General features: G+C 62.6%; 24 protein-coding genes. 9 read left to right on the top strand and 15 right to left on the bottom strand.

Going from position 1 to position 25,675, the window contains the following annotated elements; all coding sequences use genetic code 11:
- Positions 1–35: 35 nt before the first annotated feature.
- On the bottom strand, positions 36–830 hold the full coding sequence (locus tag HV796_RS14625) for a gamma-glutamyl-gamma-aminobutyrate hydrolase family protein (protein WP_175227219.1): 795 nt from the start codon (positions 828–830) through the stop codon (positions 36–38).
- Between the two features lie 285 nt (positions 831–1,115).
- Positions 1,116–1,349 (bottom strand): hypothetical protein, encoded by a 234-nt coding sequence (locus HV796_RS44140; protein ID WP_246355866.1) that lies wholly within the window; start codon positions 1,347–1,349, stop codon positions 1,116–1,118.
- A 308-nt stretch (positions 1,350–1,657) separates the two neighbouring features.
- Here HV796_RS44140 and HV796_RS14620 point away from each other — a divergent pair, with 308 nt between their 5' ends.
- Positions 1,658–3,151, top strand: a complete 1,494-nt coding sequence (locus HV796_RS14620) for an aldehyde dehydrogenase (protein WP_175227218.1) — start codon at positions 1,658–1,660, stop codon at positions 3,149–3,151.
- Between the two features lie 14 nt (positions 3,152–3,165).
- Here HV796_RS14620 and HV796_RS14615 read toward each other — a convergent pair whose 3' ends face one another.
- Positions 3,166–4,248, bottom strand: coding sequence for a tartrate dehydrogenase (locus HV796_RS14615; RefSeq protein WP_175227217.1), 1,083 nt, complete (start codon positions 4,246–4,248; stop codon positions 3,166–3,168).
- A 78-nt stretch (positions 4,249–4,326) separates the two neighbouring features.
- On the bottom strand, positions 4,327–5,112 hold the full coding sequence (locus tag HV796_RS14610; protein ID WP_175227216.1) for a TetR/AcrR family transcriptional regulator: 786 nt from the start codon (positions 5,110–5,112) through the stop codon (positions 4,327–4,329).
- A gap of 275 nt (positions 5,113–5,387) precedes the next feature.
- Here HV796_RS14610 and HV796_RS14605 point away from each other — a divergent pair, with 275 nt between their 5' ends.
- The 4 genes from HV796_RS14605 to HV796_RS14590 all read left to right on the top strand — a co-directional run bounded on the left by HV796_RS14605 (position 5,388) and on the right by HV796_RS14590 (position 11,217).
- On the top strand, positions 5,388–6,569 hold the full coding sequence (locus HV796_RS14605; protein WP_175227215.1) for an isovaleryl-CoA dehydrogenase: 1,182 nt from the start codon (positions 5,388–5,390) through the stop codon (positions 6,567–6,569).
- Between the two features lie 80 nt (positions 6,570–6,649).
- Complete coding sequence (locus HV796_RS14600; RefSeq protein ID WP_175227214.1) at positions 6,650–8,257, top strand: carboxyl transferase domain-containing protein; 1,608 nt, start codon at positions 6,650–6,652, stop codon at positions 8,255–8,257.
- A gap of 55 nt (positions 8,258–8,312) precedes the next feature.
- A complete protein-coding gene (locus tag HV796_RS14595) occupies positions 8,313–9,107 on the top strand; it encodes an enoyl-CoA hydratase/isomerase family protein (protein ID WP_175227213.1) in 795 nt (264 codons plus the stop codon).
- A gap of 82 nt (positions 9,108–9,189) precedes the next feature.
- Positions 9,190–11,217, top strand: a complete 2,028-nt coding sequence (locus HV796_RS14590) for an acetyl/propionyl/methylcrotonyl-CoA carboxylase subunit alpha (RefSeq protein ID WP_175227212.1) — start codon at positions 9,190–9,192, stop codon at positions 11,215–11,217.
- A 90-nt stretch (positions 11,218–11,307) separates the two neighbouring features.
- On the opposite strand, the gene HV796_RS14585 is transcribed toward HV796_RS14590, so the two are convergent.
- Positions 11,308–12,072 (bottom strand): GntR family transcriptional regulator, encoded by a 765-nt coding sequence (locus tag HV796_RS14585; protein WP_246355865.1) that lies wholly within the window; start codon positions 12,070–12,072, stop codon positions 11,308–11,310.
- A gap of 212 nt (positions 12,073–12,284) precedes the next feature.
- Here HV796_RS14585 and HV796_RS14580 point away from each other — a divergent pair, with 212 nt between their 5' ends.
- The 3 genes from HV796_RS14580 (at position 12,285) to HV796_RS14570 (ending at position 16,135) form a co-directional block, all read left to right on the top strand.
- Positions 12,285–13,016 (top strand): enoyl-CoA hydratase/isomerase family protein, encoded by a 732-nt coding sequence (locus tag HV796_RS14580; protein WP_175227211.1) that lies wholly within the window; start codon positions 12,285–12,287, stop codon positions 13,014–13,016.
- Between the two features lie 181 nt (positions 13,017–13,197).
- Complete coding sequence (locus HV796_RS14575) at positions 13,198–14,595, top strand: MFS transporter (protein ID WP_175227210.1); 1,398 nt, start codon at positions 13,198–13,200, stop codon at positions 14,593–14,595.
- Between the two features lie 28 nt (positions 14,596–14,623).
- On the top strand, positions 14,624–16,135 hold the full coding sequence (locus tag HV796_RS14570) for an aldehyde dehydrogenase (RefSeq protein ID WP_175227209.1): 1,512 nt from the start codon (positions 14,624–14,626) through the stop codon (positions 16,133–16,135).
- Positions 16,136–16,411: 276 nt separating this feature from the next.
- On the opposite strand, the gene HV796_RS14565 is transcribed toward HV796_RS14570, so the two are convergent.
- Together HV796_RS14565 and HV796_RS14560 are read right to left on the bottom strand one after the other, a co-directional pair.
- Positions 16,412–16,774, bottom strand: a complete 363-nt coding sequence (locus tag HV796_RS14565) for a hypothetical protein (protein ID WP_175227208.1) — start codon at positions 16,772–16,774, stop codon at positions 16,412–16,414.
- A 3-nt stretch (positions 16,775–16,777) separates the two neighbouring features.
- Entirely contained in the window at positions 16,778–17,044 is a 267-nt protein-coding gene (locus HV796_RS14560) for a hypothetical protein (protein ID WP_175227207.1), read from the bottom strand.
- Here HV796_RS14560 and HV796_RS45830 point away from each other — a divergent pair.
- On the top strand, positions 16,974–17,390 hold the full coding sequence (locus HV796_RS45830; protein WP_425497095.1) for a fimbrial protein: 417 nt from the start codon (positions 16,974–16,976) through the stop codon (positions 17,388–17,390). The two genes, HV796_RS14560 and HV796_RS45830, sit on opposite strands and share 71 nt — an antisense overlap.
- Before the next feature lie 94 nt (positions 17,391–17,484).
- Here the strand turns inward: HV796_RS45830 and HV796_RS14550 are convergent, their stop codons facing one another.
- From HV796_RS14550 to cuyB, 8 genes are all read right to left on the bottom strand, one after another.
- Positions 17,485–18,231, bottom strand: coding sequence for a CDP-diacylglycerol diphosphatase (locus tag HV796_RS14550; RefSeq protein WP_175227205.1), 747 nt, complete (start codon positions 18,229–18,231; stop codon positions 17,485–17,487).
- Between the two features lie 330 nt (positions 18,232–18,561).
- Entirely contained in the window at positions 18,562–19,308 is a 747-nt protein-coding gene (locus HV796_RS14545; RefSeq protein WP_175227204.1) for a CDP-diacylglycerol diphosphatase, read from the bottom strand.
- Positions 19,309–19,327: 19 nt separating this feature from the next.
- On the bottom strand, positions 19,328–20,773 hold the full coding sequence (gene iaaH / locus HV796_RS14540; protein ID WP_175227203.1) for an indoleacetamide hydrolase: 1,446 nt from the start codon (positions 20,771–20,773) through the stop codon (positions 19,328–19,330).
- A 117-nt stretch (positions 20,774–20,890) separates the two neighbouring features.
- Positions 20,891–21,796, bottom strand: coding sequence for a ferritin-like domain-containing protein (locus tag HV796_RS14535; protein ID WP_175227202.1), 906 nt, complete (start codon positions 21,794–21,796; stop codon positions 20,891–20,893).
- 199 nt (positions 21,797–21,995) lie between these two features.
- Positions 21,996–22,211: a transcriptional regulator gene (locus HV796_RS14530; RefSeq protein ID WP_075161591.1), complete on the bottom strand. Its 216-nt coding sequence runs from the start codon at positions 22,209–22,211 to the stop codon at positions 21,996–21,998.
- A 293-nt stretch (positions 22,212–22,504) separates the two neighbouring features.
- Positions 22,505–23,167, bottom strand: coding sequence for an NADPH-dependent FMN reductase (locus HV796_RS14525; RefSeq protein ID WP_175227201.1), 663 nt, complete (start codon positions 23,165–23,167; stop codon positions 22,505–22,507).
- 233 nt (positions 23,168–23,400) lie between these two features.
- Entirely contained in the window at positions 23,401–24,732 is a 1,332-nt protein-coding gene (locus HV796_RS14520) for a dicarboxylate/amino acid:cation symporter (protein ID WP_175227200.1), read from the bottom strand.
- A gap of 193 nt (positions 24,733–24,925) precedes the next feature.
- Positions 24,926–25,675, bottom strand: a complete 750-nt coding sequence (gene cuyB / locus HV796_RS14515; RefSeq protein WP_175227199.1) for a cysteate racemase — start codon at positions 25,673–25,675, stop codon at positions 24,926–24,928.

The following is a 25,675-nucleotide window of genomic DNA, read 5'->3' as shown; positions in this document are numbered from 1 at the left end:
TCTCTCGGTGTTGTTACGCGACGCGGAAAGCGGGTTCAGGAATTCACGAGCGATCCATCCGCGACGCCGGTGCCGGTTCTGATACGGAGTCGGTCGTGGCACGCGTCGCCGAAAGCGCGAAAGATCGCGCGCGACAGCGGATCGGTCGCAAATTTCCATTCGGGGTGCCATTGCACGCCCAGCGCAAACGTAGACGCGTGCGTGACGCTGACGGCTTCGATCAATCCATCGGGTGCGCGAGCCTCGACGGTCAGGCCATCGCCAAGCCGCTCGACTCCTTGCGCGTGCAACGAGTTCACGTGTACCGTCGGTGCGCCTGAAGCGAGACGCGCCAACAGGCCGCCTGGCACAACATGCAACGCATGGGACGGCCCGTATTGCGTGTCGAGGTCGTCGTCCTTGCTTTCACGATGATCGTCGCGGCCCTGCACCGTATGCACGTTCTGATGCAGCGTTCCGCCGAACACGACGTTCATTTCCTGAAAGCCACGGCAGATCGCAAGCACGGGAACAGCCGCGTCGACCGCCGCGCGCAGCAGCGGCAGCGTGGTCGCATCGCGCGCGGCGTCGTGCAGCGTGCCCGCCGCGCTGGGTGGCCCGTTGTAGCGGTGCGGTTCGATGTTCGAATAGCTACCGGTGAAGAGCAGTCCGTCGACCGTGGCGATGATGTCCGCCGCCGGCTGGCGATAGCCGAGGGCAGGCAGCATGACGGCGAGCGCGTGCGCACCGTCGACCACAGCGACCAGATACTTCTCACCCGCGATATGCGACGGATGCGCACCGATCATTGTTCTATCGGCGCTTACGCCGATCAACGGTTTTGTTTGCATGACTAATGTTTGAATATGACTGATTTTCAGGGGTGTCGATGACATGCGTCATCAAACGCCGCGTAGACCGATGGCCGCTAGCGCATCGCACCACGCGTTGTAAACAGACAGGCTGAGTGCCGCACTCCACGATGGAGCGAGAAACTTAAGCATCGACATGCACACCCGCAGTCGGGTTCGATGGTGTCGACTTGCGCGCACGCACGCCGATGCGTAGCGCGACAAAGGCACGCATCGATCCGGCAAACCGCGGCAATAGCAGGAAAGCGGACGCGAGTGGAGGCGCTAAGGGAGCAGCGAAGCCACGCCGTCTGAGTGAATGGCGACGAAGGCGCGCGCGCAGACGACGTTGTGGCGTCTGACTGAACGGCAGGAAAGAATGGTGAAGACGGACAGGAAGCAGCGCAACACGAGCCTCGTGCGTATACCGCTGTCGCCGTCGGCATGGGTGCAGTCAGCGCGAAGACACCTCGCGGGCTGACTACGGTCGCACCTTACCAAAAGGCCTCGGACTGTCACGATGACACTCGAATTGGTGATGTTGAAAAGAGTGAGGGCACGTATTCAGGATATACGAGCCAGAAACCGTGTCAATTTCTTTTATGAAGCGATGCGGTAGAGAAGGGGCGTCAAACGCGCTAAACAGAACGCATGATAATTATTCGTTCTGCTCGGCAGATATGCGCAATGGACTGCAGGGTTTCTCCGCTGCGATGCATGTGTACTGTCTGGCTAGAATGTTCGAATTGAATGCGAGTTGTTCATACATTACCGGTCTGTGCGGGGCTGACCGGAGGATGTGACGATCACCAGACCGAGGCATTCCGATGGAACAGAAGACACTTGCCAATTGGCAACGCGAAGCCGCCGCGCTTTCAATTGAAGGCCGTGCGTTTATCGATGGCGAGTATCGACCGGCATCGACCACGCATCGTTTCGATTGCCGTAGTCCGATCGACGGCGGATTGCTGACGCAGGTCGCCGATTGTGGTGCGCCCGAAGTCGACCTTGCCGTGCGTGCCGCGCGTCATGCATTCGACGCCGGTGTTTGGGCGGGTCTGAATCCGCGCGTGCGCAAAGCGATACTGCTACGCTGGGCGGCGTTGATGCGCGAGCATCAGGATGAGCTGGCGCTGCTCGAAACACTCGATGTCGGCAAGCCGATTGCCGATACAACGACAGTGGATGTGCCGGGCGCGATCTACTGCATCGAATGGTTCGCGGAAGCGATCGACAAAGTGGGGGGTGAGGTCGTGCCTGCCGATCGACACCTGGTTGGTCTGGTGACGCGCGAACCTGTGGGCGTTGTCGCCGCAATCGTGCCGTGGAATTTTCCGTTGCTGATGGCATCGTGGAAATTCGCGCCGGCGCTCGCGGCGGGCAATAGCGTCGTGCTAAAGCCGTCGGAGAAAGCGCCACTCACTGCGCTGCGTATCGCGCAACTCGCGCACGATGCAGGTGTGCCCGCCGGCGTGTTCAATGTGCTGCCGGGCACGGGCGAACCAGGCAAACTGCTCGCGCTGCATCGTGACGTCGATTGCGTCGCGTTCACCGGATCGACGCAGGTCGGCAAGCTGATCATGCAGTACGCGGGTCAGTCGAATCTGAAGCGCGTATGGCTCGAACTTGGCGGCAAGTCTCCTAACATCGTGATGCCGGACTGTCCGGATCTCGAACGCGCGGCACGCAGTGCGGCCGGAGCGATCTTTTACAACATGGGAGAAATGTGTACCGCGGGGTCCCGCTTGCTGGTTCATCGTGAGATCAAGGACGTTTTCATCGACGGGCTCATTGCCGCGGCGCGCCGCTATGTACCAGGCAATCCGCTGGACCCGGCGACGTCGATGGGTGCGATTGTCGATCCGGCGCAACTGGCGCGCGTGCTCGACTACATTGAAGCCGGCCGTGCGGAAGCGACGCTGCTGCATGGCGGCGCGCAGGTACTGCGTGAAAGCGGCGGCTACTACGTCGAACCTACTGTCTTCGATGTCGCGACACCTGATGCGAAGATTGCGCGCGAAGAAATATTCGGTCCCGTGCTGTCGGTTATCACCTTCGATACGATCGACGAAGCGGTGCGGCTAGCGAACGACAGCGATTACGGCCTTGCCGCCGCGGTGTGGACCTCGAATCTGACCACTGCGCACGACGTCGCGCGCCGTTTGCGCGCGGGGACGGTGTGGGTGAATGGCTATGACGAAGGCGGCGATATGAATTTCCCGTTCGGTGGCTACCGGCAATCGGGCAATGGTCGCGATAAATCGCTGCATGCGCTCGAAAAGTACACGGAGCTCAAGTCGACGCTGATCCGCCTTCGATAAGCGCAAATTCCTCACTACGCGAGCCGCGCAGCGATCGCTTCACCCACCTCATGGGTGCTCGCGCGCCCCCCAAGGTCCGCGGTGCGCGGGCCGTCACGCAGCGTGGCCTCGATGGCCGCGAGAATCGCATCGTGCGCTGCGCGTTCGTCGCCGCTTTGCTGACCAAGGAAATCGAGCATCATCGCCGCCGACCAGATCATCGCGATCGGGTTAGCGATCTGCTTGCCTGCAATGTCGGGCGCCGAGCCGTGCACCGGCTCGAATAGCGATGGAAATCTGCGCTCCGGGTTCAGGTTGCCCGACGGCGCGATGCCGATCGTGCCCGTGCAGGCGGGACCGAGATCGGACAGGATGTCGCCGAACAGATTGGTCGCGACCACCACGTCGAAGCGATCCGGGTTGAGCACGAAGCGTGCGCACAGAATATCGATGTGCTGCTTGTCCCACTTCACATCGGGAAATTGCGCGGCAATCTCCGCTGCCCGCTTGTCCCACCACGGCATGCTGATTGCGATACCGTTGCTTTTGGTGGCGACGGTCAACGTCTTTCTGGCGCGGTGTTGCGCAAGGTCGAAGGCGAATTTCAGCACGCGTTCGCTGCCATGGCGCGTGAAAACCGCTTGCTGCACGACGAATTCGCGCTCGGTGCCTTCAAACATCACACCGCCGACCGATGAGTATTCGCCTTCGGTGTTTTCCCGCACGATCCAGAAATCGATGTCACCGGGGCGGCGGCCTGCGAGCGGTGACGGGACGCCATCGAACAGCCGCGCGGGGCGCAGATTCACGTATTGGTCGAATTCGCGGCGAAACTTGATCAGCGAGCCCCACAACGACACATGGTCCGGCACTTTGTCCGGCCATCCGACCGCACCGAACAGGATCGCATCGCTGCGCGCGAGGTGCATTTTCCAGTCATCGGGCATCATTTGCCCGTGCTCTTCGTAGTAGGCGCAGCTCGCCCACTCGATGTGTTCGTATTCGAGTTCGATGGCAAACCGTTTGCAGGCTGCGTCCAGCACGCGTAAGCCTTCAGGCATCACTTCGACACCGATTCCGTCGCCCGGAATCACGGCAATCCGATATCTGTTTGCCATGGCATGCTCCTGTCGCGAACGCGCACCCGGAGCAAATAGTCTATGCCAGGCTGTCGAACATGAAAGGCGATGCGACGGCTAGGTGTCGCCTGCGTCGTTCTCCTTGCGCGAACGGCGCGTGTCGCGGACCGGCTGCGCTTCGCGCCGCGCGGTCTCGGCCCGCTCGAGCCGCCTTGCCGCTTCACACACGTCATGCCGGAATTGCACAAGCGCAGCGCGCTCGATATCAGGCGGCTGCAGCGCGGACCAGAGCACATCGATCAGCCGATCCGCAGTCGCGTCGATATCGGTCCGGCGATTGGCCAGCGTCGCCTCCCACAGCACATGCTCCATCGGTCCGAAGACGAGCGAGCGCAACAACCGAAGCGGCATGTCCGCGCGTACCTGCCCGCTAGCCTGCCCTTGCGCGAGCACGCGCATCAATGGTGCGGTATAGCGCCGGTGCAGGCCCGTGAGCGCCTCGCTCAATTCATGCTGTTGCGTGCGGCCTTCGGATAGCACGAGCGAACACAGACCTGTGCCGTTGACGAGCATCAACCGCAAATGCGTGCGAACGATAAACGCGAACTGCTGGCGAACGCCGCTGTCGCGCGGCAGGCCCGTTTCGATCGCCTCGATGATTTCGTCGTACCAGTCGCCGATGACGCGTGCGCACAATTCACGCTTGCCACGGAAATAGCTGAAGACGGTGGCTTCCGAAATACCGAGCCGATGCGCGATTTCCGCCGTGGTCGCGCGCTCGTATCCCTTCTCGGAGAACACATCGCGGCCGGCTTCGAGAATTTCCTTCACACGCTGCTGCGACTTGCGTCCCGCCGGCTGCCGCCGTGACGCCGGCGTCTCGTCCCTTATTACGCGCATCATATGAGCCCAATTCAGATTTCAGTGCCGGATGGTCTGGCACGATTCGATACTAGCATGGTACGTAAGGTTCCGTTACCTGCCCGGATTTATGAGCTTCGCTCAGAAATACCTATTGACGCTTACGTAAATCTGGCGTGAAATGCGCAGTGTCACGACGTTCGGTGAGGAACACTGCCTGAGGCGGTCGTGAGAATCCTGAGCCTTGCTCAGAAATTGCCGGTTAGCGCGGTGCGGCCTGCGCGTCGCGCATCCGGCAGGATACCTGGGAGACACGAATGAGCAACCTGCCCGGCCTGCGGTTCCCGCTTGGTGAAGAGATCGAAATGCTGCGTGACAGCATTGCGGGGTTTGCGGCGAAAGAGATCGCGCCGCGTGCCGGCGAGATCGACCGCACCGATCAGTTCCCGATGGACCTGTGGCGCAAATTCGGCGACCTGGGCGTGCTCGGCATGACGGTGGCTGAAGAGTACGGCGGCGCGAACATGGGTTACACCGCGCATATGGTCGCGATGGAAGAGATTTCTCGCGCATCGGCGTCGGTCGGCCTGTCTTACGGCGCGCACTCGAATCTTTGCGTGAACCAGCTTCATCGCAACGGCACCGAAGCGCAGAAACGCAAGTATTTGCCGAAGCTCGTGTCGGGCGAACACGTCGGCGCGCTCGCGATGAGCGAACCGAATGCGGGCTCGGACGTGGTCAGCATGAAATTGCGCGCGGAAAAAAAGGGTGACCATTACGTGCTGAACGGTACCAAGATGTGGATTACCAACGGTCCCGATTGCGATACGTTGGTCGTCTATGCGAAGACGGATGTCGAAGCGGGCGCGCGCGGCATCACCGCGTTCATTGTCGAAAAGGGCATGTCCGGTTTCTCGGTTGCGCAGAAGCTCGACAAGCTTGGCATGCGCGGTTCGCATACAGGCGAACTCGTGTTCCAGAACGTCGAGGTGCCGGAAGAAAACGTGCTCGGCGAGCTGAATGGCGGTGTCAAGGTGCTGATGAGCGGGCTCGATTACGAGCGTGCGGTGCTGGCGGGCGGCCCGACCGGCATTATGGCCGCGGTGATGGACTCGGTCGTCCCATATATTCACGACCGCAAGCAGTTCGGCCAGTCGATCGGCGAGTTCCAGCTGATCCAGGGCAAGGTCGCCGACCTTTACACGACATTTCAGGCATGCCGTGCCTATCTGTACGCGGTGGGCCGCAACCTCGACACGCTGGGTAAGGACCATGTACGCCAGGTCCGTAAGGATTGCGCGGGCGTGATTCTCTATACCGCGGAGAAGGCGACATGGATGGCGGGCGAGGCCATCCAGATTCTCGGCGGTAACGGGTATATCAATGAATATCCGGTTGGCCGCTTGTGGCGCGACGCGAAGCTGTACGAGATCGGCGCGGGCACGAGCGAGATCCGCCGCATGTTGATCGGCCGCGAACTGTTCGCGGAAACGATGTAACGGCAAATATTGCGGCATCGCGTCGCATGGAAGCCGCGCCGCTTCAATGCGCGGCGCACGAGCACGAGGAGAGGCACGCAATGCCGGTCATCGAAACGAAGTTGAACCCGCGCTCAGACGATTTTCGTGCGAACGCGGCCGCACTCGAAGTGCTCGTCGCGGATCTGCGCGACAAGATCGGCAAGCTCGCCCTTGGCGGTGGACAGGCTGCGCGCGACAAACACGTATCGCGCGGCAAGCTGCTGCCGCGCGAGCGCGTCGCACAGTTGCTCGATCCGGGCACGCCGTTTCTCGAACTGTCGCAACTCGCGGCGTTCGGCATGTATGGCGATGATGCGCCGGGCGCCGGTGTTATCACCGGTATCGGACGGATCGCCGGGCAGGAATGCGTGATCGTGTGTAACGACGCGACCGTGAAGGGCGGCACTTACTATCCGGTGACGGTCAAGAAGCACGTGCGCGCACAGGAAATTGCGGCGGAGAACCGGTTGCCCTGCGTGTACCTGGTCGATTCCGGCGGCGCGAACCTGCCGAATCAGGATGACGTGTTTCCCGATCGCGATCACTTCGGCCGGATCTTTTATAACCAGGCGAACCTGTCCGCCGCGGGCATTCCGCAGATCGCAGTGGTGATGGGGTCGTGCACCGCGGGTGGCGCCTATGTGCCCGCGATGAGCGACGAGTCGATCATCGTGAAGAACCAGGGCACGATTTTTCTCGGTGGACCGCCGCTCGTGAAAGCGGCGACCGGCGAAGAGGTCAGCGCGGAGGACCTCGGCGGCGGCGACGTGCATACGCGGCTATCGGGCGTGGCCGACCATCTCGCGCAAAACGACGCGCACGCGCTGGCGATCGCACGCAGCATCGTCGCGAATCTGAACCGGCGCAAAGAGCCGCCGCTGGCGCTGCGCGAGCCGAAGCCACCACGTTACGATCCGACCAGCCTCTACGGTGTGATTCCAGTCGATACGCGCAAGCCTTTTGACATCCGGGAAGTGATCGCGCGCATTGTCGACGATTCCGCTTTCGACGAATTCAAGGCTCGCTATGGCACGACGCTGGTCACCGGTTTCGCGCACATCTGGGGGCATCCGGTCGGCATCGTCGCGAACAACGGCATTCTGTTTTCGGAGTCGGCGCTAAAAGGCACGCATTTCATCGAACTATGTTGCCAGCGCAAGATTCCGCTTGTGTTTCTGCAAAACATCACCGGTTTTATGGTGGGCCGCAAGTATGAAAACGAAGGGATCGCGCGCAATGGCGCGAAGATGGTGACCGCGGTCGCGACGGCCAGCGTGCCGAAGTTCACGGTGATCATCGGGGGCTCGTTCGGCGCGGGTAACTATGGGATGTGCGGCCGTGCCTTTTCGCCGCGTTTCCTGTGGATGTGGCCGAACGCGCGCATCTCGGTGATGGGCGGCGAGCAGGCGGCGTCGGTGCTCGCGACGGTGAAGCGCGACGGCATCGAAGCAAAGGGCGGCACGTGGGGCGCCGCTGAAGAAGAGGCGTTCAAGCAGCCGATCCGCGCACAATACGAGCATCAAGGCCACCCGTACTACGCGAGCGCGCGGCTGTGGGACGATGGCGTGATCGACCCGGCGCAAACGCGTGACGTCCTCGGCCTGGGGCTTTCCGCCGCGATGAATGCGCCGATCGAAGACACGCGTTTTGGCTTGTTCAGGATGTAATGAGCAGGATGTAATGCGCAGTCTGCGACGGCGCCCGTGCAAGGAGTTTCGAATCATGATTGAACAGAAGCCCGAGACACTGATTGTCGAATGCGCACACCAGGTGGCGACGGTGACGCTGAATCGTCCGGAGGTGCGCAATGCGTTCAATGCAACGATGATCGCCGAGCTCACGGCGGTGTTTCGTGAGCTGAGCGAGCGCGACGACGTGCGAGCTGTCGCGCTGGCCGCAAACGGCAAGGCGTTCTGCGCAGGCGCGGATCTGAACTGGATGAAAGAGATGGCAGGCTACTCGGACGACGAGAATCGTGCCGACGCATTACGCCTTGCCGACATGCTGTGGTCGATCTACCGTTGCGGCAAGCCGGTGATTGCCCGTGTGAACGGCGACGCATACGCGGGCGGCATGGGCCTGATTTCCGCGTGCGACATCGTGATCGCGGCGGATACCGCTCACTTCTGCCTGTCCGAAGCGCGCCTCGGCCTGATTCCCGCCACCATCGCACCGTACGTGATCCGCGCGCTCGGCGAGCGCGCCGCGCGCCGCTACTTTGCGACAGCCGAGCAGTTCGACTGTGCGACCGCGCTGCGTCTGGGCTTTGTCAGCGAAGCAGTCAGCGAGGACAAGCTCGACGACACCGTCCAGCAACTCGCCGCGATCCTCTGTTCGAACGGACCGAACGCCGTGCGCGCATGCAAGCGACTGGTGCAGGATATCGCGGGCCGCGAACTCGATACGCCGCTGATCGAAGCAACCGCCGCGCGCATTGCGCAAGTGCGTGCGAGTGCCGAAGGGCGCGAAGGCATCGCGTCGTTCCTCGAGAAACGCGCGCCGGCGTGGCGTAGCTGACGCGCGCAGGCCGGCTGTCGAACCGCAACCCGCGCGCCACGTTATACCCACCCGCGACGACTCACAGCGCCAAGGCAAACACATGTTCAACAAGATCCTGATAGCGAACCGGGGCGAAATTGCGTGCCGCGTCGCCGCCACCTGCAAGCGGCTCGGCATCGCCAGTGTGGCGGTCTATTCCGATGCCGACGCGAAAGCGAAGCACGTCTACGCTTGCGACGAAGCGGTGCATATCGGCGGTTCGATGGCAGCGGAAAGCTATCTGCAAATCGAGCGGATCATCGACGCGGCGCGCACGAGCGGCGCGCAGGCCGTGCATCCAGGCTATGGCTTTTTGTCGGAGAACGAAGACTTCGCGCAGGCCTGCGAGGCGGCTGGCATCGTTTTCATCGGGCCGCCGGTCGACGCGATCGCTGCGATGGGGTCGAAGGCGGCCGCGAAGGCGTTGATGCATGCGGCTGCGGTGCCGCTCGTCCCTGGTTACCACGGCGACGATCAGAACGCTGAACTGTTGCGCGGCGAAGCGGATGCGATCGGCTACCCGGTGCTGCTGAAAGCGAGCGCGGGCGGTGGCGGCAAGGGCATGCGCGTGGTCGAGCGCAGCGCGGACTTCGCGGCGGCGCTCACGTCGTGCAAACGCGAGGCGGCGAGCAGCTTCGGCAACGATCGCGTGCTGATTGAAAAGTATCTGACGCGGCCGCGTCACGTCGAAGTGCAGGTGTTCGCCGATACGCACGGAGCGGTGGTCTACCTGTTCGATCGCGATTGCTCGGTGCAGCGCCGCCATCAGAAGGTGCTGGAAGAAGCGCCCGCGCCGGGGCTTTCCGACGCGTTGCGTCGCGCGATGGGCGAAGCGGCGGTCGCAGCGGCGCGCGCGGTCGGCTACGTCGGCGCCGGCACCGTCGAATTCATCATGACCGGTGGCGATTTTTACTTCATGGAGATGAATACGCGTCTGCAGGTCGAGCATCCGGTCACCGAAATGGTGACGGGGCATGATCTCGTCGAATGGCAGTTGCGGGTGGCGGCTGGCGAACCGCTGCCGTGCAGTCAGGAGCAGTTGCAACTGAGCGGACACGCGATCGAAGCGCGTCTCTACGCGGAGCATCCGGCGCGCGGCTTTCTGCCGTCGACCGGCACGCTCAAGCATTTGCGGATGCCCGACGGTGTCGAATTCACGATCGGCGCGCTGCCCGGCGGACCGCGCGCGCCGGTACGCATCGATAGCGGCGTGCGCGAGGGCGACACGATCACACCGTTTTACGATCCGATGATCGCGAAGCTGATCGTTTATGGCGCGACGCGCGCCGACGCGCTGCAGCGGATGAGCCGCGCGCTACAGGCATGCGAAGTGGTCGGTCCGCATACGAATGTCGAGTTTCTGCGCCGGATCGTCGCGAGCGGGCCGTTCGTGAGCGGCGATCTGGACACCGGGCTGATCGAGCGGCACCGTGAAGCGCTGTTTGCGCCGGCGCCAAAACCGCTCGATGCCGCACTCGCGCTCGCGTGCGCGGCGCTGCTCGAACGCGAAGGGGATGCGGCCGGTGGCGCCAAGTGTGGCGCGTCGCCCTGGGAGGCGCTTGCGCATTGGCGCCTGAATGGCGGCTATCAACGCACGTTCAACTGGATCGACATCGAAAGCGACGCACCGCTCGCCGTTACGTTCGTGCGCGATGGCGCCGAGCAGACGCTTGAGTACGCGGAGCGCCGCGCGCCGTTCGCATGGTGGGGCGGCGGGGAACCGCACGAATACGGCGCAACGCTGGGCAACACGCGCGTGACGGGCCGGGTGTTGATCGACAGCGACACGTTTCATGTGTTCTGCCGCGGCGAGGCGCTTGCATTCGAATGGCAGAACCTGCTCGCGCACGCGGCCGACGCCGAGCATGGCGAAGGCCGATTGACCGCGCCGATGCCGGGCAAGGTGATCGCGGTGCTCGTCGAGCCGGGCACGAAGGTCGAGAAGGGCGCACCGCTGATCGTGATGGAGGCGATGAAGATGGAGCATACGATCGGCGCGCCCGCCGCGGGCATCGTGTCGGAAGTGCTCTATGCGGTCGGCGATCAGGTCGCGGACGGCGCGCAGTTGCTAGTGCTCGCCAGCGAGTGATGTACCGCGCGTAGGCCAGTGCACCGCGCGGGCTGTCGAGTTCCGCCCTGGCGCGTGCCATGAAGTCGGGCCCCGCAGACCCCGCTTCATTCACTCAACGTGATTCAGCACATCCAGCGCGGCCTTGCACGCCCCCTGTAGTTGTTCGCGCATCAAATCCTGTGCGCGCGGATCGTGATTGACGATCGCGTCGCGAATCCGCACTGACTGCTCGTAGGACGAGCGCATGCGCCCGCCACGCGCCATCGCGATACGCCGCACGCGCCGTACCGGCCCAATGAGCGCCGCGTGACTCTCCTGCAGTGTTCTGTTATCGGCGATTGTCATCACGACCGTATAGAAGCGGTCGAGCGCATCGACATAGCTGGCCGGATCTTCGGTGACCACTGCCGCTTTCATCGCGCTGACCACGTCGTCGAGCTGGGCGCGCCCGAGCGCGGTGATACGGTCCGCGGCCAATTGCACCGCGAGGCATTCGAGCGCCGCACGCACCGTATAGATCTCTTCGACGTCACGCACGGTGACGGAACGCACAAAGGCACCGATGCGCGGCAGCACCATCACGAGCCCTTCACGTTCGAGCTGCGCGAAGGCTTCGCGCATCGGCGTGCGGCTTACATTCAGCTGCTTCGCGACCTGCACTTCGGACAAGCGGCTACCGGGCGCGAGCACACCTTCGACAATGGCTTCGCGCAGCGCCGGCACGACCACGCCTTCGCTGAGTGAATCGCTGGTCGCATCGATGGTGCGCATGCGCGCGTGGTATTTGCGGCCGATCGTATCGAGCGGTGGTGCCGCGGCAACCTGTTGCGCGTCCTGAGGTTCGCCTTTCCCGGCATTTTTTGCGGTTCGCAATTGGAGCTCCCTTCTCCCGTCCCGATTTGCAGCCGATTTGCGCCTGACCGGCGCGCGCCGTCGCACACCTGACGCCGGCCCATTCTGCGCCGGTTTTCAGTCTGTTCGGCTCGCCAGCAACTCACGGTAATAACCCTTCGTCCAGCGTTCCGGTTGACACTGCGGCATTGATTGAATACGCTGTATACAGATTATACAACACAGGAGGGCATGTGGATCACGTTTCTTTGCCGCAACCGGTATTGATCGAAAAGGCCGGTGCGGTACTCACGTTCACGCTGAACAATCCGGACGCCGGTAACGAAGTGACCGGGCCGATGTTCGACGCGATGATCGCCGCGTTGCGCAGCGAGGCGATCGAGCCGCGCGCGCGCGTGCTGCGGCTGCGCGCGACGGGCCACGCATTCTGTACAGGCCGCGAACGCGCCGGCCGCGACGCCGCGTCGATTCACGCCGAAGTCGCGCGCCTGATCGAGCTGAAACAGCTGTTGCGCGACACGTCGTTGATCAGCATCGCCGAAGTGCAGGGCGACGCGTTCGGCTTTGGCTTCGGCCTGGCGATCCTGTGCGACTTCGCGATCGTGTCGAGCGACGCGCGCCTCGCGTTCCCCGAGATGAAAAAAGGCCTGCCGCCCGCGGCGATCATGGCGTACCTCGGTCGTTACGCGCTGCCTAAGCGGGTGTTTCCGATGGTGCTGTTCGGCGACCCGATCACGCCAGCGGTCGCGCTCGACGCGGGCCTGATCACGCAGGTCAGCAAGCCTGACGCACTGACCGGCGCCGCCGATGAACTGGTCGAACGCATTCTTGCGCTGGACGAAGCCGGCGCTCGTCAATGCAAGGCGTTTTTCCAGGCGGCGGAAGACAATACGCTGCAGCAGAACTTTCAGCTCGCGACCGAAACGCTGACCGTGGCGAGCCTGCGGCTGATGCAAAGCCGCTAGCGCGGGCGGTGCGCAACCCGGCAACGACTGAAGCGCGACCGAAGCGCGATTGATGCAACAAGCGACGTAACGATTGACTCATTCAAGACACACGTAAGACACACCTAAGACTCACCCGAGGTCGCCAACCCGCGGCGGCCTTGCAGAACAACAGACCGGAAACTGGCTGGAGACGCAGAACATGAACGTGAATGCAGGTGCAAGACTCGACCGGCTGCCGATGTCCGGATTTCATCGTCGGATCATGTGGCTGATCGGCATCGGCATGTTTTTCGACGGATTCGACATCTATGTCGCGTCAACGGTGCTGGGCGCGACGCTGAAGACAGGTTTCTCGACGCTCGGGCAAAACGCGCTGTTCGTATCGCTGACGTTCCTCGGCATGATGCTCGGCTCGCTCGTCACCGGTTTTCTCGGCGACCGTTTCGGCCGCCGCTTTACCTATCAGGTGAATCTGGCGATTTTCGGGCTCGCGTCGCTTGGCGCGGCGATTTCGCCGACGATGAATGTGCTGATCGCATGCCGCTTTCTGATGGGTGTCGGTCTGGGCGCGGAGAACGTGGTCGGCTATTCGACGCTGGCGGAGTTTGTGCCGCCGCGTAAGCGCGGCCGGCTGCAGGGGCTGATGGCGGTGTTTGTCGTGACCGGTCTGCCGATCGCGGGGCTGATCGGCTTGCTCGTGATTCCCGCGTTCGGCTGGCGTGCGATGTTCGTGCTCGGCGGCATCGGCGCGCTCGGCGTGTGGTACGCGCGCAAGTCGCTGCCCGAGTCGCCGCGCTGGCTCGAAGCCGCTGGCCGCGAGCAGGAGGCCGAAGCGATCCTGCAGCGCATCGAAGCACAGATTGCAGATGAGAAGGGCAAACCGCTGCCGCCACCGGTGATCGCTTCGGCCAGGCCGGCGCATCCACAGTCAATCGGCTTCGGTTCGCTGTTCGTCGGCACGATGCTGCAACGGATGATCGTCGGCTGCGTGTGTCTGATCGTGATCAACACGCTGCTATACGGTTTCGTGACGTGGCTGCCCACCTTCTTCGTGCACCAGGGCTTCAGCATCGCGAAGTCGTTCGGCTATGCGCTCGTGATGTCGGTCGGCGCGCCGGTCGGTGCGGCGATCGGCGCGTTCACCGCCGATTCATGGGGTCGCAAGAAGACCATCATCATCGCGTCGCTGTGCGCGATCCTGTTCGGCGCGATCTATCCGTTTGTCAGCAATCCGCTGCTGCTGCCGGTGATCGGTCTGCTGCTGACCATTCCGATTTACGTGCTGGTCGCGCTGCTGTTCGCGGTGTACGTGCCCGAACTGTTTCCGACCGAAGTGCGCCTGCGCGCATCCGGCATCTGTAATACGCTGGGACGTGGGGCAACCATCGTGACGCCGTTCATTGTCGTCGCGCTGTTTGCGCAGTATGGCGTCGTCGGCGTGCTTGCGCTGATGATCGGCCTGCTTGCCATCCAGATTGTCGTGGTCGCATGGCTGGGCGTCGAACCGACCGGCCAGCGCCTCGAAGACCTTCAACCGGGCGAAGCGCACGCGCACGACGGCGTCAACGCAGCCGCCCGGGTTTCGCCGCTCAAGTGATTCAATGGAAAATGCAAGGAAAACCGCTATGGATGCAGTCAACAAGCAGCACCTCGAAGCGCAGCTTCTGATCGATGGTGAATGGACCGGCGCCGAAGGCGGGCGCACGATGGATATCGTGAACCCGGCGACGGGCGCGGTGATCGGCAGCCTCGCGGCGGCATCGGAAGCGGACGTCGACCGCGCCGTGCGCGCCGGTCACACAGCGTTCGAAGGCGGCGCATGGCGCGATATGCCGATCCAGCAGCGTGCGCGCATCATGAACCGTTTTGCCGATCTGTTCGAAGCGGACCTCGAGAATTTCTACAAGCTCGAAACGCTGAACAACGGACGGCCGATCAGTGAGACACGCGCGCAGATTTCGCGCCTGCCGCAGTTTTACCGCTATTTCGCCGCGCTCGCGCTGACGCGCCGCAGCGATGTGATTCCGATTGAAGGCCCGTACCTGTGCTACACGCAGCGCGTGCCGCTCGGCGTGGTCGCGCTGATGACGTCGTTCAACCATCCACTGATGATTCTGTCGAAGAGCCTCGCACCGGCGCTGGCGACCGGGAATAGCGTCGTGATCAAGGCGTCCGAGCAGACTCCGCTGACGACCGTGCGTCTCGTGCGTCTGCTTGAAGAAGCGGGCGTGCCGAAGGGCGTGGTGAACGTTGTGAACGGCGAAGGCCGCATCTGCGGCGCCGCGCTCGCCAAGCACGAGCTGATCCGCAAGGTCGTGTTTACCGGCGGCACCGAAGTGGGCCGCTCGATCGGCGAAGCGGCGGCGCGCACGTTCGCGCTGACCACGCTGGAACTGGGAGGCAAGGGCGCGATGATCCTGTTCGACGATATGGACCTTGAACGCGCAGTCAACGGCGCGGCATTTGGGTCATTCATCGGTGCGGGGCAGACCTGTGTGTGCGGCGCGCGTATTCTCGTGCAGGAAACGATTTATCAGCAGTTCCTTGAACGCTTTCGCACGAAGGCGGCGGGCATTCGCGTCGGCGATCCGGAAGACCCGAAGACGCAGCTCGGCCCGGTCATCTCGGACCGTTCGCGTCAGCGGATTCTCGGCATGCTCGCACGCGCGGACAAGGACGGCGCAAAGCTCCTGACGGGCGGCAAGATTCCGGCGCATCTGTCGCAAGGTTTCTATCTGGAGCCGACGGTGCTGTATGACGTGAATCCGCAATGCGAGATCGGTCAGGACGAAGTGTTCGGCCCGGTGACGGTCGTGATGCCGTTCAAGGATGAAGCGGACGCGATCCGCATCGCCAACGATACGCAGTTCGGGCTTGCCGCATCGGTGTGGACGATCGACGTCGCGCGCGCGCACCGTGTTGCGAGCAAGCTCGAGTTCGGGATGGTGTGGGTGAACGACCATCACCGGCTGGACCCGGCCTCGCCGTGGGGCGGTTTCAAGAACAGCGGCGTGGGGCGCGAGACCGGCATCGAGTCGTTCGATCAGTTTAGCGAGCCGCGTGCAGTGACGATCAATACGACGGGTAAGACGGTCGACTGGTATGCGGATGATGGGCAGTTGAAGCGGCTGAACTGAGTAGCCGAAGCAGCTACGGTTAAATGTCGGAATGGCCGGCGTCGTGTCAAAGCGACGCCGGTTTTCGTTAACGCACCAGATAGTTTATGGCTTTACTACAAGACGATTTCAGCTACTCTGCGTTGTGATGAGCGCAATCCGTTTCGCGCACGGGGAGCACGTCATGAATCATGTTTGCAAAGTTGCAGCGTTGTCTCGTATGTCGCGTTCCGTGTTGCGTCGCGAACGAAGGGCGACATCTGGGAGCGCGGTGGTTTTGATTCTTTGCGTGGTGCTTCAATGCCACGCCCTGAAAGCCAACGCGGGTTGCTCGTCTACGACCAATCTGGGAGCGGTTTCGGTGAAGTTTCCTGTCAGTATTTCGGCACCGGTCAACGTTTCGGTCGGCACAGTCATTTCGAGTATCACTGTGCCGGTACCCGGTGCGACGTCGGGCTTCAAGTTTGCGAACTGTTCCGGCAGCGAGCCGATGTACTGGCAGATTGCGGCGGGGCCGGTGGTTCGAAACCGGGTTGGTGCAACGTCGGTTGCCGGCGTTGGATATACGACGTCGATTTCCGGGGGCGGATTTGGTAGCTCAGTAGTGATGGATTCGACGTGGAACAATTCCGCTGCGCCCGGTGGGGGCACGAGTCCCACGTTTCAATCCCAGTTGTATGTGACTGTCAATCTGGTAGCGACAGGTCGCGTGTCCTCTGGGCCGTTGTCATTAAACCCGAGTGGCGGCGGTGGATTGCCCAACCAGGCCTCGGTGTTCTTTATTAATAATGCAGGGACGTCGCTTTTCACGGTCGTCCTTCCCGCCAATTCCAGCACAATAACTGCCTCCGCTTGCAGCGTGACGACGCCGGCAATATCTGTTTCACTGCCGGCAATGAGTTCCAGCGTGTTCCAGCGCGTCGGTTCCACAGCAGGCGCTCAAACTACCTCGATCAATCTAAACTGCCCTTCGTCGACTATTCGCGTATTCATCACGTTGACTGACAGTACGACGCCATCGAATACCTCCACTACGCTATCCCTGAAGCCAGGGTCGACCGCACAAGGTGTAGGGCTCCAGATTCTGAATGCAGGTAATCCGGTGAGCTTTGGACCCGACTCTCCGAGTGCGGGCACGACGAACCAGTGGCTCGCAGGCGTCTCAAATGGCGGAGTCATGAGCATTCCGCTCGTTATTCAATACGTTCAGACAGAATCGCTGGTTCGTCCGGGGACGGTTAACGGAGTGGCAACATTTACGATGTCGTACCAATAGACGCAGATACCAAAGCGTCAAGTCGGTGCGGAACGGCTCGGACGCGTACCCGCGAGCGAGACGCCTGGCGTAGCATGTCATGTCGAATGCGACCTCAACCATGCTTCGCAATCACACATTGATGATCGAGCAACGGTTCAGCCGTGCCGCTGCCGTCTTCAATATTCAACGCGCTATTGACGATGAGCCAGCCGTTCCTGGTGGTCGGGCCCGCGCTCGTGACGAGAATGGTCTGCTCGGCCATCTGATCGGTGCCGGGATGGCCGCGCGCAACGACGCGAAACGGATTGTTCCCGCCCGACAGGTTGTCGACACGCATTACGCGATAACGCAGGCCGTCGAGTGTGACCGGGCGCCACCTGTTGAGCGCCTCGTCGCGAAAGGGCGCGAGCGCGGCGACGATATCGGCTCGCATGCAATCGATATGAATGTGCAATTGTGATTGCGACCGGCGAAATTTGGAATTGATCGCGAGCCCGACCTGGTTTCCCGGCAGTTGAACCTGCGCTCGTTCGCTGACGTAATGCCGTGAATCCCACGCATCGACCCAATAATCCGGTGCATCCGCTTTGAGAATCAGTGGGCTTTCGATACCAGTGACCCGATCGGTGGGAATCAGCAGGAACTGCGTGTTCCCTGCGGCATCCTTGTAGATCGCATAACGCTTCGTCAAGTTGACATTCGTACATTCGCCCGGTTTGGCGGTGGTCTGTTGTGCGGGCACACATTGTTCACTAATGATGTTCCATAGCGTGTCCGGATTGCTGGCCGCCAGGGTCGCACGGCCGACTACGAACAAAGCCAGTGAACAGATCAGTGCTTTTTGTAGAGAAGGAATCATTTGTAAACCTCGATTACTTGTTAGCATCGCTAAGTTAATTGTCGTCGGCACGAATGCTCCGATGACCTTTTTGCATTTTCATGCTAGACCAAGCGATCGCCGTTTGCCACTGAACAACCTGTCTGAGTCGATGTCAGCCGGCAGGCTGCCCGCTGTACGTTGCACTGATAGCAACAGCGCGGCGCACACCCGCACATTGCTCGACGAGCGGGAGTTGCACAGGGAAGCAGTCGTGGCGGCGAGCGTCCAACCGTTCAACGATACGGTGGACGTGCCGCGCGGAATATCGCTGCGCCGTACGATCGGACCAATGCGGAGCCGGTCGGCGGATTAACCATGCTTCGCAATCACACATTGATGATCGAGCAACGGTTCAGCCGTGCCGCTGCCGTCTTCGATATTCAATGCGCTATTGACGATCAGCCAGCCATCCTTGTTGGTTTGCCCCGTGCCTGTGACGAAAATGGTCTGCTCGGCCATCTCGTCCGAACCTGGATGATCGCGTGCGACGATACGGAACGGGTTGTTCTCCCCAGACAGATCCGCAACCCGCATCACGCGGTAACGCTGGCCATCGAGTGTGACCGGGCGCCACTGGTTGAGCACATCGTCGCGATAGGGCGCGAGCGCGGCGACGATATCGGGCTGCACGCAGTCGATATGAATGTGCAATTGCGATTGCGATCGTCGAAACTTCGAATTGATCTCGAGCCCGAGCTGGTTGTCCGGCAACTGAACCTTCGCTCGCTCGCTGACGTAATGCCGTGAATCCCACGCATCGACCCAATAGTCCGGAGCATCCGGCTTGAGAATCAGCGGGCTTTCGATACCGGTGACGCGATCGGTCGGAATAAGCAGGAATTGGGTATTGCCTTGAATATCTTTCAGTACTGCATAGCGTTTTGCCAGATCGACCTTCGTGCATACGCTTGGTTTGCCCGTGGTCTGTTCAGACGGCACGCACTGTCCGTTGACGATTTCCCATAGCGCATCCGGGTTGCTGGCCGCGAGCGACGCGCAGCCGCCCACGAGAACGGCCAGCGAAAAGACCAGTGTTTTTCGCAAAAAGTCGAGCATTGAAGAGACTCATCGGTAGTTAGATAGTGGGGGGCGCAAGTGCACCGACAACCTGTTCGCATGCGCTACCGATCGCAAGCAACTGCCTGTCGCTGCCGAGTGGGCCGTCGAACTCGATGCCGACCGGCAGGCCATCTGCGGTGCGTCCCGCCGGCACCGACAGACCGGGTAACCCCGCATTGGCCGCCGGATCGGTGTTGCGCAGATACGCAAGCATCGTGTCGAGCACCCGGCCGTTCACCGATACGACCGACGAGCCGCGAATTTCATCGAGCGGCGTGGCGGCAATGCACGTCGTGGGAAACAGCAGTGCATCCAGGCGCTGCGAACTGAACGTCGTTGCGTAAAGCTGTTGTAGCCGAGGCCGCCAGACGGTGAGCGCGGCGTGATAATACCGCGCGAACGGGTCCGCGAGAATCGCTTCGAATATCTCTCGCACGTCTGGGCTTGCGATCGACAGTGCGAGTTCCTCGACCGTCTGCACCGGCGCATGGTTCGCAACCAGCCAGGCGCGGATATCGTCGAGCGTTTCGTGCGCGGTAATCGGTGAGGTTTGTTCGTTCAGCGGCAGCAAGTCGGGCATGTCGAGTTCGACGAAGGTCACGCCGGTCGCCTCGAGCGTGTGTTGCGCGGCGCGCGCGACCGCTTCCACCGCCGGGTCGAGATCGTCCCACAGCGGCACAGGCAGGCCGATGCGCAACCCGGCAAGCGCGATCGAGGGCAGCGCGCTTTCGCCCGTGATCACCGCGTCTAGCAGCGCGGCGTCGGCTACCGTTCGCGTGATCGGGCCGACCGTGTCGCGCGTATGGCTCAGTGGAAGCACCGCGTCCGGATCGTGATAGCGGCGCTCGGCGCCGCCATTGCCGACCGATGGACGAAAGCCGACGCACCCGGTCAGTGCGGCCGGAATGCGGTTCGAGCCGCTCGTGTCGGTGCCGAGGCCAGCGGGCGCGATGCGCGCGGCCACCGCAACCGCATTGCCGCCCGACGAGCCGCCCGGAATCAGGCCCGGGTCGTACGGGTTGCGCACGGGTCCCGGCGCCGCGAAATTGGTGCTGGTAATGCCGCACGCGAGCTCGTGCATGTTCGTTTTGCCGAGCAGCACTGCGCCCGCATCGAGCAGACGCTGCACGGACGGCGCGTTGTGGTTCGGTTTGAAACCGGCCAGTGCGGGTGTGCCGCCCGAAGTCTGCAGCTCTGCCGTGTTGATGTTGTCCTTCACGACGACAGGCAGGCCCGCGAGCGGCAGGCGAGCCTTCGCGTCGGGCGATAATGCATCGATACGCCGCGCAGCCTTCAGCGCGCCTTCCATATTCAGCGCGGTCAGCGCATTGAGACTCGCGAGTGCCGCCGCGCGGGCAAGCAGCGTGGCCGTATAGTCGGTCGCGCGCAGCTTGCCTGCCTGGATCGCCGCCACCGCCTCGCATGCGGTGAGTGCCAGTTGTTCATCGACGGTCCATGCCATGCGGAATTTCCTCCCAGTCGGATGCGCGCGGCCGCGCTCACACTGTCGCCACGCGAGCATACCCGCGCCGCCGTAATCAGGCCGCGCGGCGCGCGATCCGCACCAACGGGGCGCGTTTTACCGCTTCATGAAACGCAGCGCGAGCCGCGCGAGACGCGGCATCATCAGCGGACGCAGCAGACGGGCATCATAGCCGCTCATGCGTTGCTCGTTTTCGACGAGGCACAGCGAAAGAAGTTGCCGCGCGTTGAGGCCATCGCCGATCGTCGCACTATTGGCCGCGAGAAAGTTCGAGTCGTGCGCGACGCCGTCCGCATCGATGCCCTTCGCGATGCCGACCCGGTCCCACACCAGTTTGACCCAGATTGCGGCCACACGCAGCGAATGCCACGGGCGGCGCCACCAGGGCATCGTGCGCCGATACCACGCAACCCAGTTGATAAAGAACAGGATATGGCGCGCCTCTTCCTGTATGACCGGCTCGAAGGTTTCCACGAGTGCTTTGGGAAAGTAGCCGGACTGCTGGGCCGAGCGGAACAGGCCGAAGGCGAAGAAACTGTCGATGCATTCGCTGTAGCCGGTGAACATCCATGCCCATTCGGGGTCGCGCGGCGCCGGGTATGCGGGCTCCGGCGCAAGCTCGATGCCGTACGCGGCGACGAGGCGCGACAGCACGTGCTTGTGACGCGCTTCTTCCGCGGCGTCCATTTCGATTGCTTCGCGCAGCAGCGGGTCTTTCACCGTGGCCGCGTAAGTGGCGACACGAATCGACGCGCGGCCTTCGGTTTGTACCGCGATGTCCCAGATCGGCAGCGACGTCAGGCGTTTCAGTGCATCGGGAGCGAGCGGCGGCCAGTCGAGGACGGCGGGCTTATAGGGGTTATGGGTTTCCAGCAACATGCGGCAGAACATCTGCTTGTGATCTTCTGAGCCGGTTCGCATGCGGGTCTGGTGGCGAAACTTCCAGTGGCGCAACGCATGATCGGCACGGTCGGCAGCGGCATCTGTCAGGGTATCGGACATGGCAGGTGTGACGGAGCGTTTCGTAGATATGGCGCCCTATTTTGTCACAATATTCCTGTAAGCCGCAGGCTCAGCCGCACCACGCATGGCTGGCGCGCCGTTGCATGGGCTCGCCCGGTGCGTGCGCAAGGGGCGCGGCACCGGATCGCCCAGTCTCAATGCGCGGGTTCGTATAGCCAGACGAAGCGCCGCTGCGCGTTTATTGGTGGTCGTCGACCCACAGACGTCCCCAGCGGAACGCGTAGGCCAGCGCATGCTCTTCGTCGAAGAAGTAGTCGAGTGCGTCGAACGAGTAAGCGCGCCCTGGCTCGGCCGCGCTTTTCTCGATGGTCAGATTGGCCGCGAATAGTCCGTTCGGCAAGCGCTGTGCAGCGGGGGCGACCTGATACCCCTTGTAGCGAATCAGTCGGTTCATGTGGTCCTGAGTCCGGTTCTGGTTCATCCGGTTGACGCGACTATCCTTCGCCAAAGCTTGTGCGTCTGTGGGCTGGCACACGGTTTGATGGAGCGCTCTGTGCGGGTGGTCGCATAGCGCACACGGTTGGCCGCCGCGTGAGATGAACCGGCGGATTCGTCGGTGAAGCCGCTCATTGAAGCCTTTCATTGAAGCCTCTCAGTGACGCTGGCAGGTGATGCCGATAAGCGCGGCTCATCAGTGAGTGACGGCGTGCGAGTGACGGCGGCGGCCAAAGCCCGCAGTCTTGCGCGCTAGTCGGCCAGTGCGAAGATGCCGGCAAGACTCGCTTGAGCCGAGCTGCTGGCTGCGCCTGTGCCACCGCCGTGTGACTGCCCGCCGAACGCGAGCGCAAACTGCGCCGCCTGACGGCCGACCGTCGCGAGCTGCTCGGTGACCTTCGGGTCCGAGCAATGGTCAGCGCTATCGAAGCGCGTTTCGAGCGTATTGATGCCCGCGCCGAACGGCGTGGGCCACGCGCGCAGCGCATGCACGATCGAGCGCAGCGAGGTCAGCACCGAGCCCGCCGCCTGCCAGCCGTACGCGGTCACGATACAGCCGGCCGCGCGTCCGTCGAGATAGGGGCGCGCATCGTCGCGCAGGTCTTCGAGCGTGTCGAGCGCGTTCTTCACGAGTCCCGATACGCCACCGTGATAGCCGGGCGTAGCAATGACAAGCGCGTCGGCGTTGCGCACGGCTTCGATCAGTTCGCGTTGCTCGTCGGTGCGCTCGACGCTCTCAGGCGCATAGTGCGGCAGCCGATGCAGGAACGCGCCGCCGAACAGAAGCGTCTGCGCGCCGGCCTCTTGCGCGCCGCGCAGCGCGAATGCAAGCGCGCGCTCGGTCGACGACGCCGCGCGTGTCGTGCCGCCGATGCCGACGACGAGCGGCGCGCGGGGATGCTCGAAACGGTTCAACTGAAAGGCTCCTTGCTTCGGTAACGGGACGGGATTGAACCGCTATCTTAGAGTTCGATTCGCGTGGCGCGAACCGACTTTTCGTTCTAACGATATACCGAACAAGGCCGGTTTGCAGGAAGCCCGTCCGATCCGCGCCGCCCCGCCTCCGACGGGGCAGCCCGCTGCACGGCGGCGCCCGACGCGAAGTCAAAGTTCAATACCCTTGAGCTTTTGCGGCCGATCCTGCGGAACTAGTGCGAAGACCGCGACGCCGACAGGCCGGCTGGCGCCACGTCCGTATCGTCACGCATCGACGGAATTGTTTCGGATAACGGATGGGCGTGCCCGGTCCAGGGCTCGAGTCCGTTCTCCCACTTCGCGATCACGGCCGACGCGATGCTGTTGCCCACCACGTTGGTGGTCGTGCGGCCCATATCGATGAACTGGTCGATCGCGAGCAGCAGCACGACGCCTTCGACCGGCAGCCCGAAGAGCGGCAGTGTCGCGGCGATCACGACGATGGCCGCGCGCGGCACGCCGGCGACTCCCTTGCTGGTTAGCATCATCACCAGCAGCATCCAGAACTGTTGCCCGAACGACAGGTGAATGTCATAGGCCTGCGCGATAAAGAGCGCGGCGAACGCCTGATACATCATCGAGCCGTCCAGATTGAACGAGTACGCGAGCGGCAGCACAAAGTTGCTGATGCGCGGCTTGACGCCGAAGCGCGTCAACTGCTCGATCGTCTTCGGGTAAGCGGCTTCGCTGCTCGATGTGCAGAACGCAATGATCATCGGTTCGCGGATCAGCTTCATCAGCGCGAAGATCGGTTTGCCGAGCACGCCGTACCCCGCGGCGAGCAGCACGCACCACAACACCATCATGCTGAAATACACGGCGCCGATAAACTTGCCATAGGTGACAAGCATGCCGAGCCCCTGCACGGTGATCACCGCGGCCACCGCGCCGAACACGCCGAGCGGCGCGAACCACATCACATAGCCGGTAATTTTCAGCATGATCGAGAACAGTCCCTCGATCGACGAAAGCAGTGCGGGCGGCAGCTGGTCCTTCATCGCGCCCATCGCGATGCCGAAGAATACCGAGAATACGAGGATCGGCAGGATTTCGTTGTTCGCCATCGCCTCGACCACGCTGGACGGCACGATGTGCGTAATAAAGTTGTGCAGATTGAACGCCGCGGTGCTGACGCCCGCGCTCGCATCCGCTGCCGGCACATGCAGATTCATCGCGTGTCCGAGGTCGAATGCGTTCGCCAGCACCATGCCGATCAGAAGCGACGTAAACGACGCGCAGACGAACCAGCCGAGCGCCTTCAGGCCCGCGCGGCCGACCACTTTCGGGTCGCCGATCGCAGTGAGCCCCGCGACCAGACCGCTGAATACGAGCGGCGCGATCACCATCTTGATGAGCCGCAGAAAGATATCGGTAACCAGCGAGAAATTGGCGGCCAACGCTTTCGCCGCCGCGGGCGAATCAGCCGATTGGTGACACACGTACCCAGCTGCGATGCCCAGCAGCATGCCGACGACGATCGCCAACCCCAATCTGTTCTGTTTCACGCCTGTCTCCCGCGCATCGTGCGCATTGAAATGGACTTATGCGTTGCAAGCCGCGCGCCGGCCTCTGCGCCGTCGCGCCGCACAGGTATCTTCGTCGACCAAAATTCATTGCGCTGCTCATTGGGTCGCGGATCGCGCGACCCATTTCGCTCAAAGGGTAACGATGTGTCGCGGCGGACGCGGTGTGCGTGCGTCACGAACCTGACAACGAAGCAGCCGGCAGCGGCTCGAATCCGTACGCGTAGCGTACGCAGCGTCTTGCCAGGTGAGCGGTGGCGTCGAGCACCGGCCGCGTGAGCTCGCCATCGCCGAGCACCAGCGGCACTTCCGTGCAGGCCGCGACAATCGCGTCCGCGCCTGCGTCGATCAGCATCTCGCCGAACGCGCGCATCGCGTCGCGCGTAGCGTGTGACAGGTCGCCGAGTTTGATCCGGTAAAGCAGCGCCATCAGGCGCTCCTGGTCGGTTGGGGGAAGGGCCACCGTCGTGCGGCCGATGCGCGTGAAAGCGTTCTGATAGAGACGGGCTTCAATGCAGCCGCGCGTCGCGAGCAGGCCGAAACGCTGCGCACTCGGGAACACGTGATCGCAACCCGCACACGCCTCGTCGATCATGCTGACGAATGGCACGCGCACCGCCGCGCGAATCTCGGGCTCGAACGCATGCGCGGTATTGCACGGCATCACGAGAAAATCGGCGCCGGCATGCTCGAGACCTGCGGCCATCGCGGCGAGCGCCACGCCCGGCGACTCGCCGCGGCCGGCGATCGCCTCGCTGCGATCGGGCACCTGCGGGTTCGAATCGATATGCACGCGCAGATGATCCTGCTCGCATTCGGCCGGTGTCGCGGCAATCAGCTTGGTGAAAAAGTCGGCCGTTGCCCGCGGGCCCATGCCGCCCAATACGCCGATCACGAGACCTGCCGATGGTGCGCCGTTGGCCAT

Origin of the sequence: Paraburkholderia humisilvae (genome assembly GCF_902859855.1) — a bacterium.
In the GTDB taxonomy this organism is placed as follows: Bacteria; Pseudomonadota; Gammaproteobacteria; order Burkholderiales; family Burkholderiaceae; genus Paraburkholderia; species Paraburkholderia humisilvae.
This window is presented reverse-complemented; position numbering and strand designations above follow the sequence as displayed.

Excerpts from the sequence above, each read along its gene's own strand:
- iaaH (WP_175227203.1), bottom strand. The coding sequence starts at position 20,773 with ATGGCATGGACCGTCGATGAACAACTGGCACTCACCGCATGCGAGGCG.
- cuyB (WP_175227199.1), bottom strand. The coding sequence starts at position 25,675 with ATGGCCAACGGCGCACCATCGGCAGGTCTCGTGATCGGCGTATTGGGC.
- HV796_RS14530 (WP_075161591.1), bottom strand. The coding sequence starts at position 22,211 with ATGAACCGACTGATTCGCTACAAGGGGTATCAGGTCGCCCCCGCTGCA.
- HV796_RS14570 (WP_175227209.1), top strand. The coding sequence starts at position 14,624 with ATGGATGCAGTCAACAAGCAGCACCTCGAAGCGCAGCTTCTGATCGAT.
- HV796_RS14535 (WP_175227202.1), bottom strand. The coding sequence starts at position 21,796 with ATGTCCGATACCCTGACAGATGCCGCTGCCGACCGTGCCGATCATGCG.
- HV796_RS14610 (WP_175227216.1), bottom strand. The coding sequence starts at position 5,112 with ATGATGCGCGTAATAAGGGACGAGACGCCGGCGTCACGGCGGCAGCCG.
- HV796_RS14600 (WP_175227214.1), top strand. The coding sequence starts at position 6,650 with ATGCCGGTCATCGAAACGAAGTTGAACCCGCGCTCAGACGATTTTCGT.
- HV796_RS14590 (WP_175227212.1), top strand. The coding sequence starts at position 9,190 with ATGTTCAACAAGATCCTGATAGCGAACCGGGGCGAAATTGCGTGCCGC.
- HV796_RS14545 (WP_175227204.1), bottom strand. The coding sequence starts at position 19,308 with ATGCTCGACTTTTTGCGAAAAACACTGGTCTTTTCGCTGGCCGTTCTC.
- HV796_RS14615 (WP_175227217.1), bottom strand. The coding sequence starts at position 4,248 with ATGGCAAACAGATATCGGATTGCCGTGATTCCGGGCGACGGAATCGGT.
- HV796_RS14605 (WP_175227215.1), top strand. The coding sequence starts at position 5,388 with ATGAGCAACCTGCCCGGCCTGCGGTTCCCGCTTGGTGAAGAGATCGAA.
- HV796_RS14575 (WP_175227210.1), top strand. The coding sequence starts at position 13,198 with ATGAACGTGAATGCAGGTGCAAGACTCGACCGGCTGCCGATGTCCGGA.
- HV796_RS14550 (WP_175227205.1), bottom strand. The coding sequence starts at position 18,231 with ATGATTCCTTCTCTACAAAAAGCACTGATCTGTTCACTGGCTTTGTTC.
- HV796_RS14625 (WP_175227219.1), bottom strand. The coding sequence starts at position 830 with ATGCAAACAAAACCGTTGATCGGCGTAAGCGCCGATAGAACAATGATC.
- HV796_RS14620 (WP_175227218.1), top strand. The coding sequence starts at position 1,658 with ATGGAACAGAAGACACTTGCCAATTGGCAACGCGAAGCCGCCGCGCTT.
- HV796_RS14595 (WP_175227213.1), top strand. The coding sequence starts at position 8,313 with ATGATTGAACAGAAGCCCGAGACACTGATTGTCGAATGCGCACACCAG.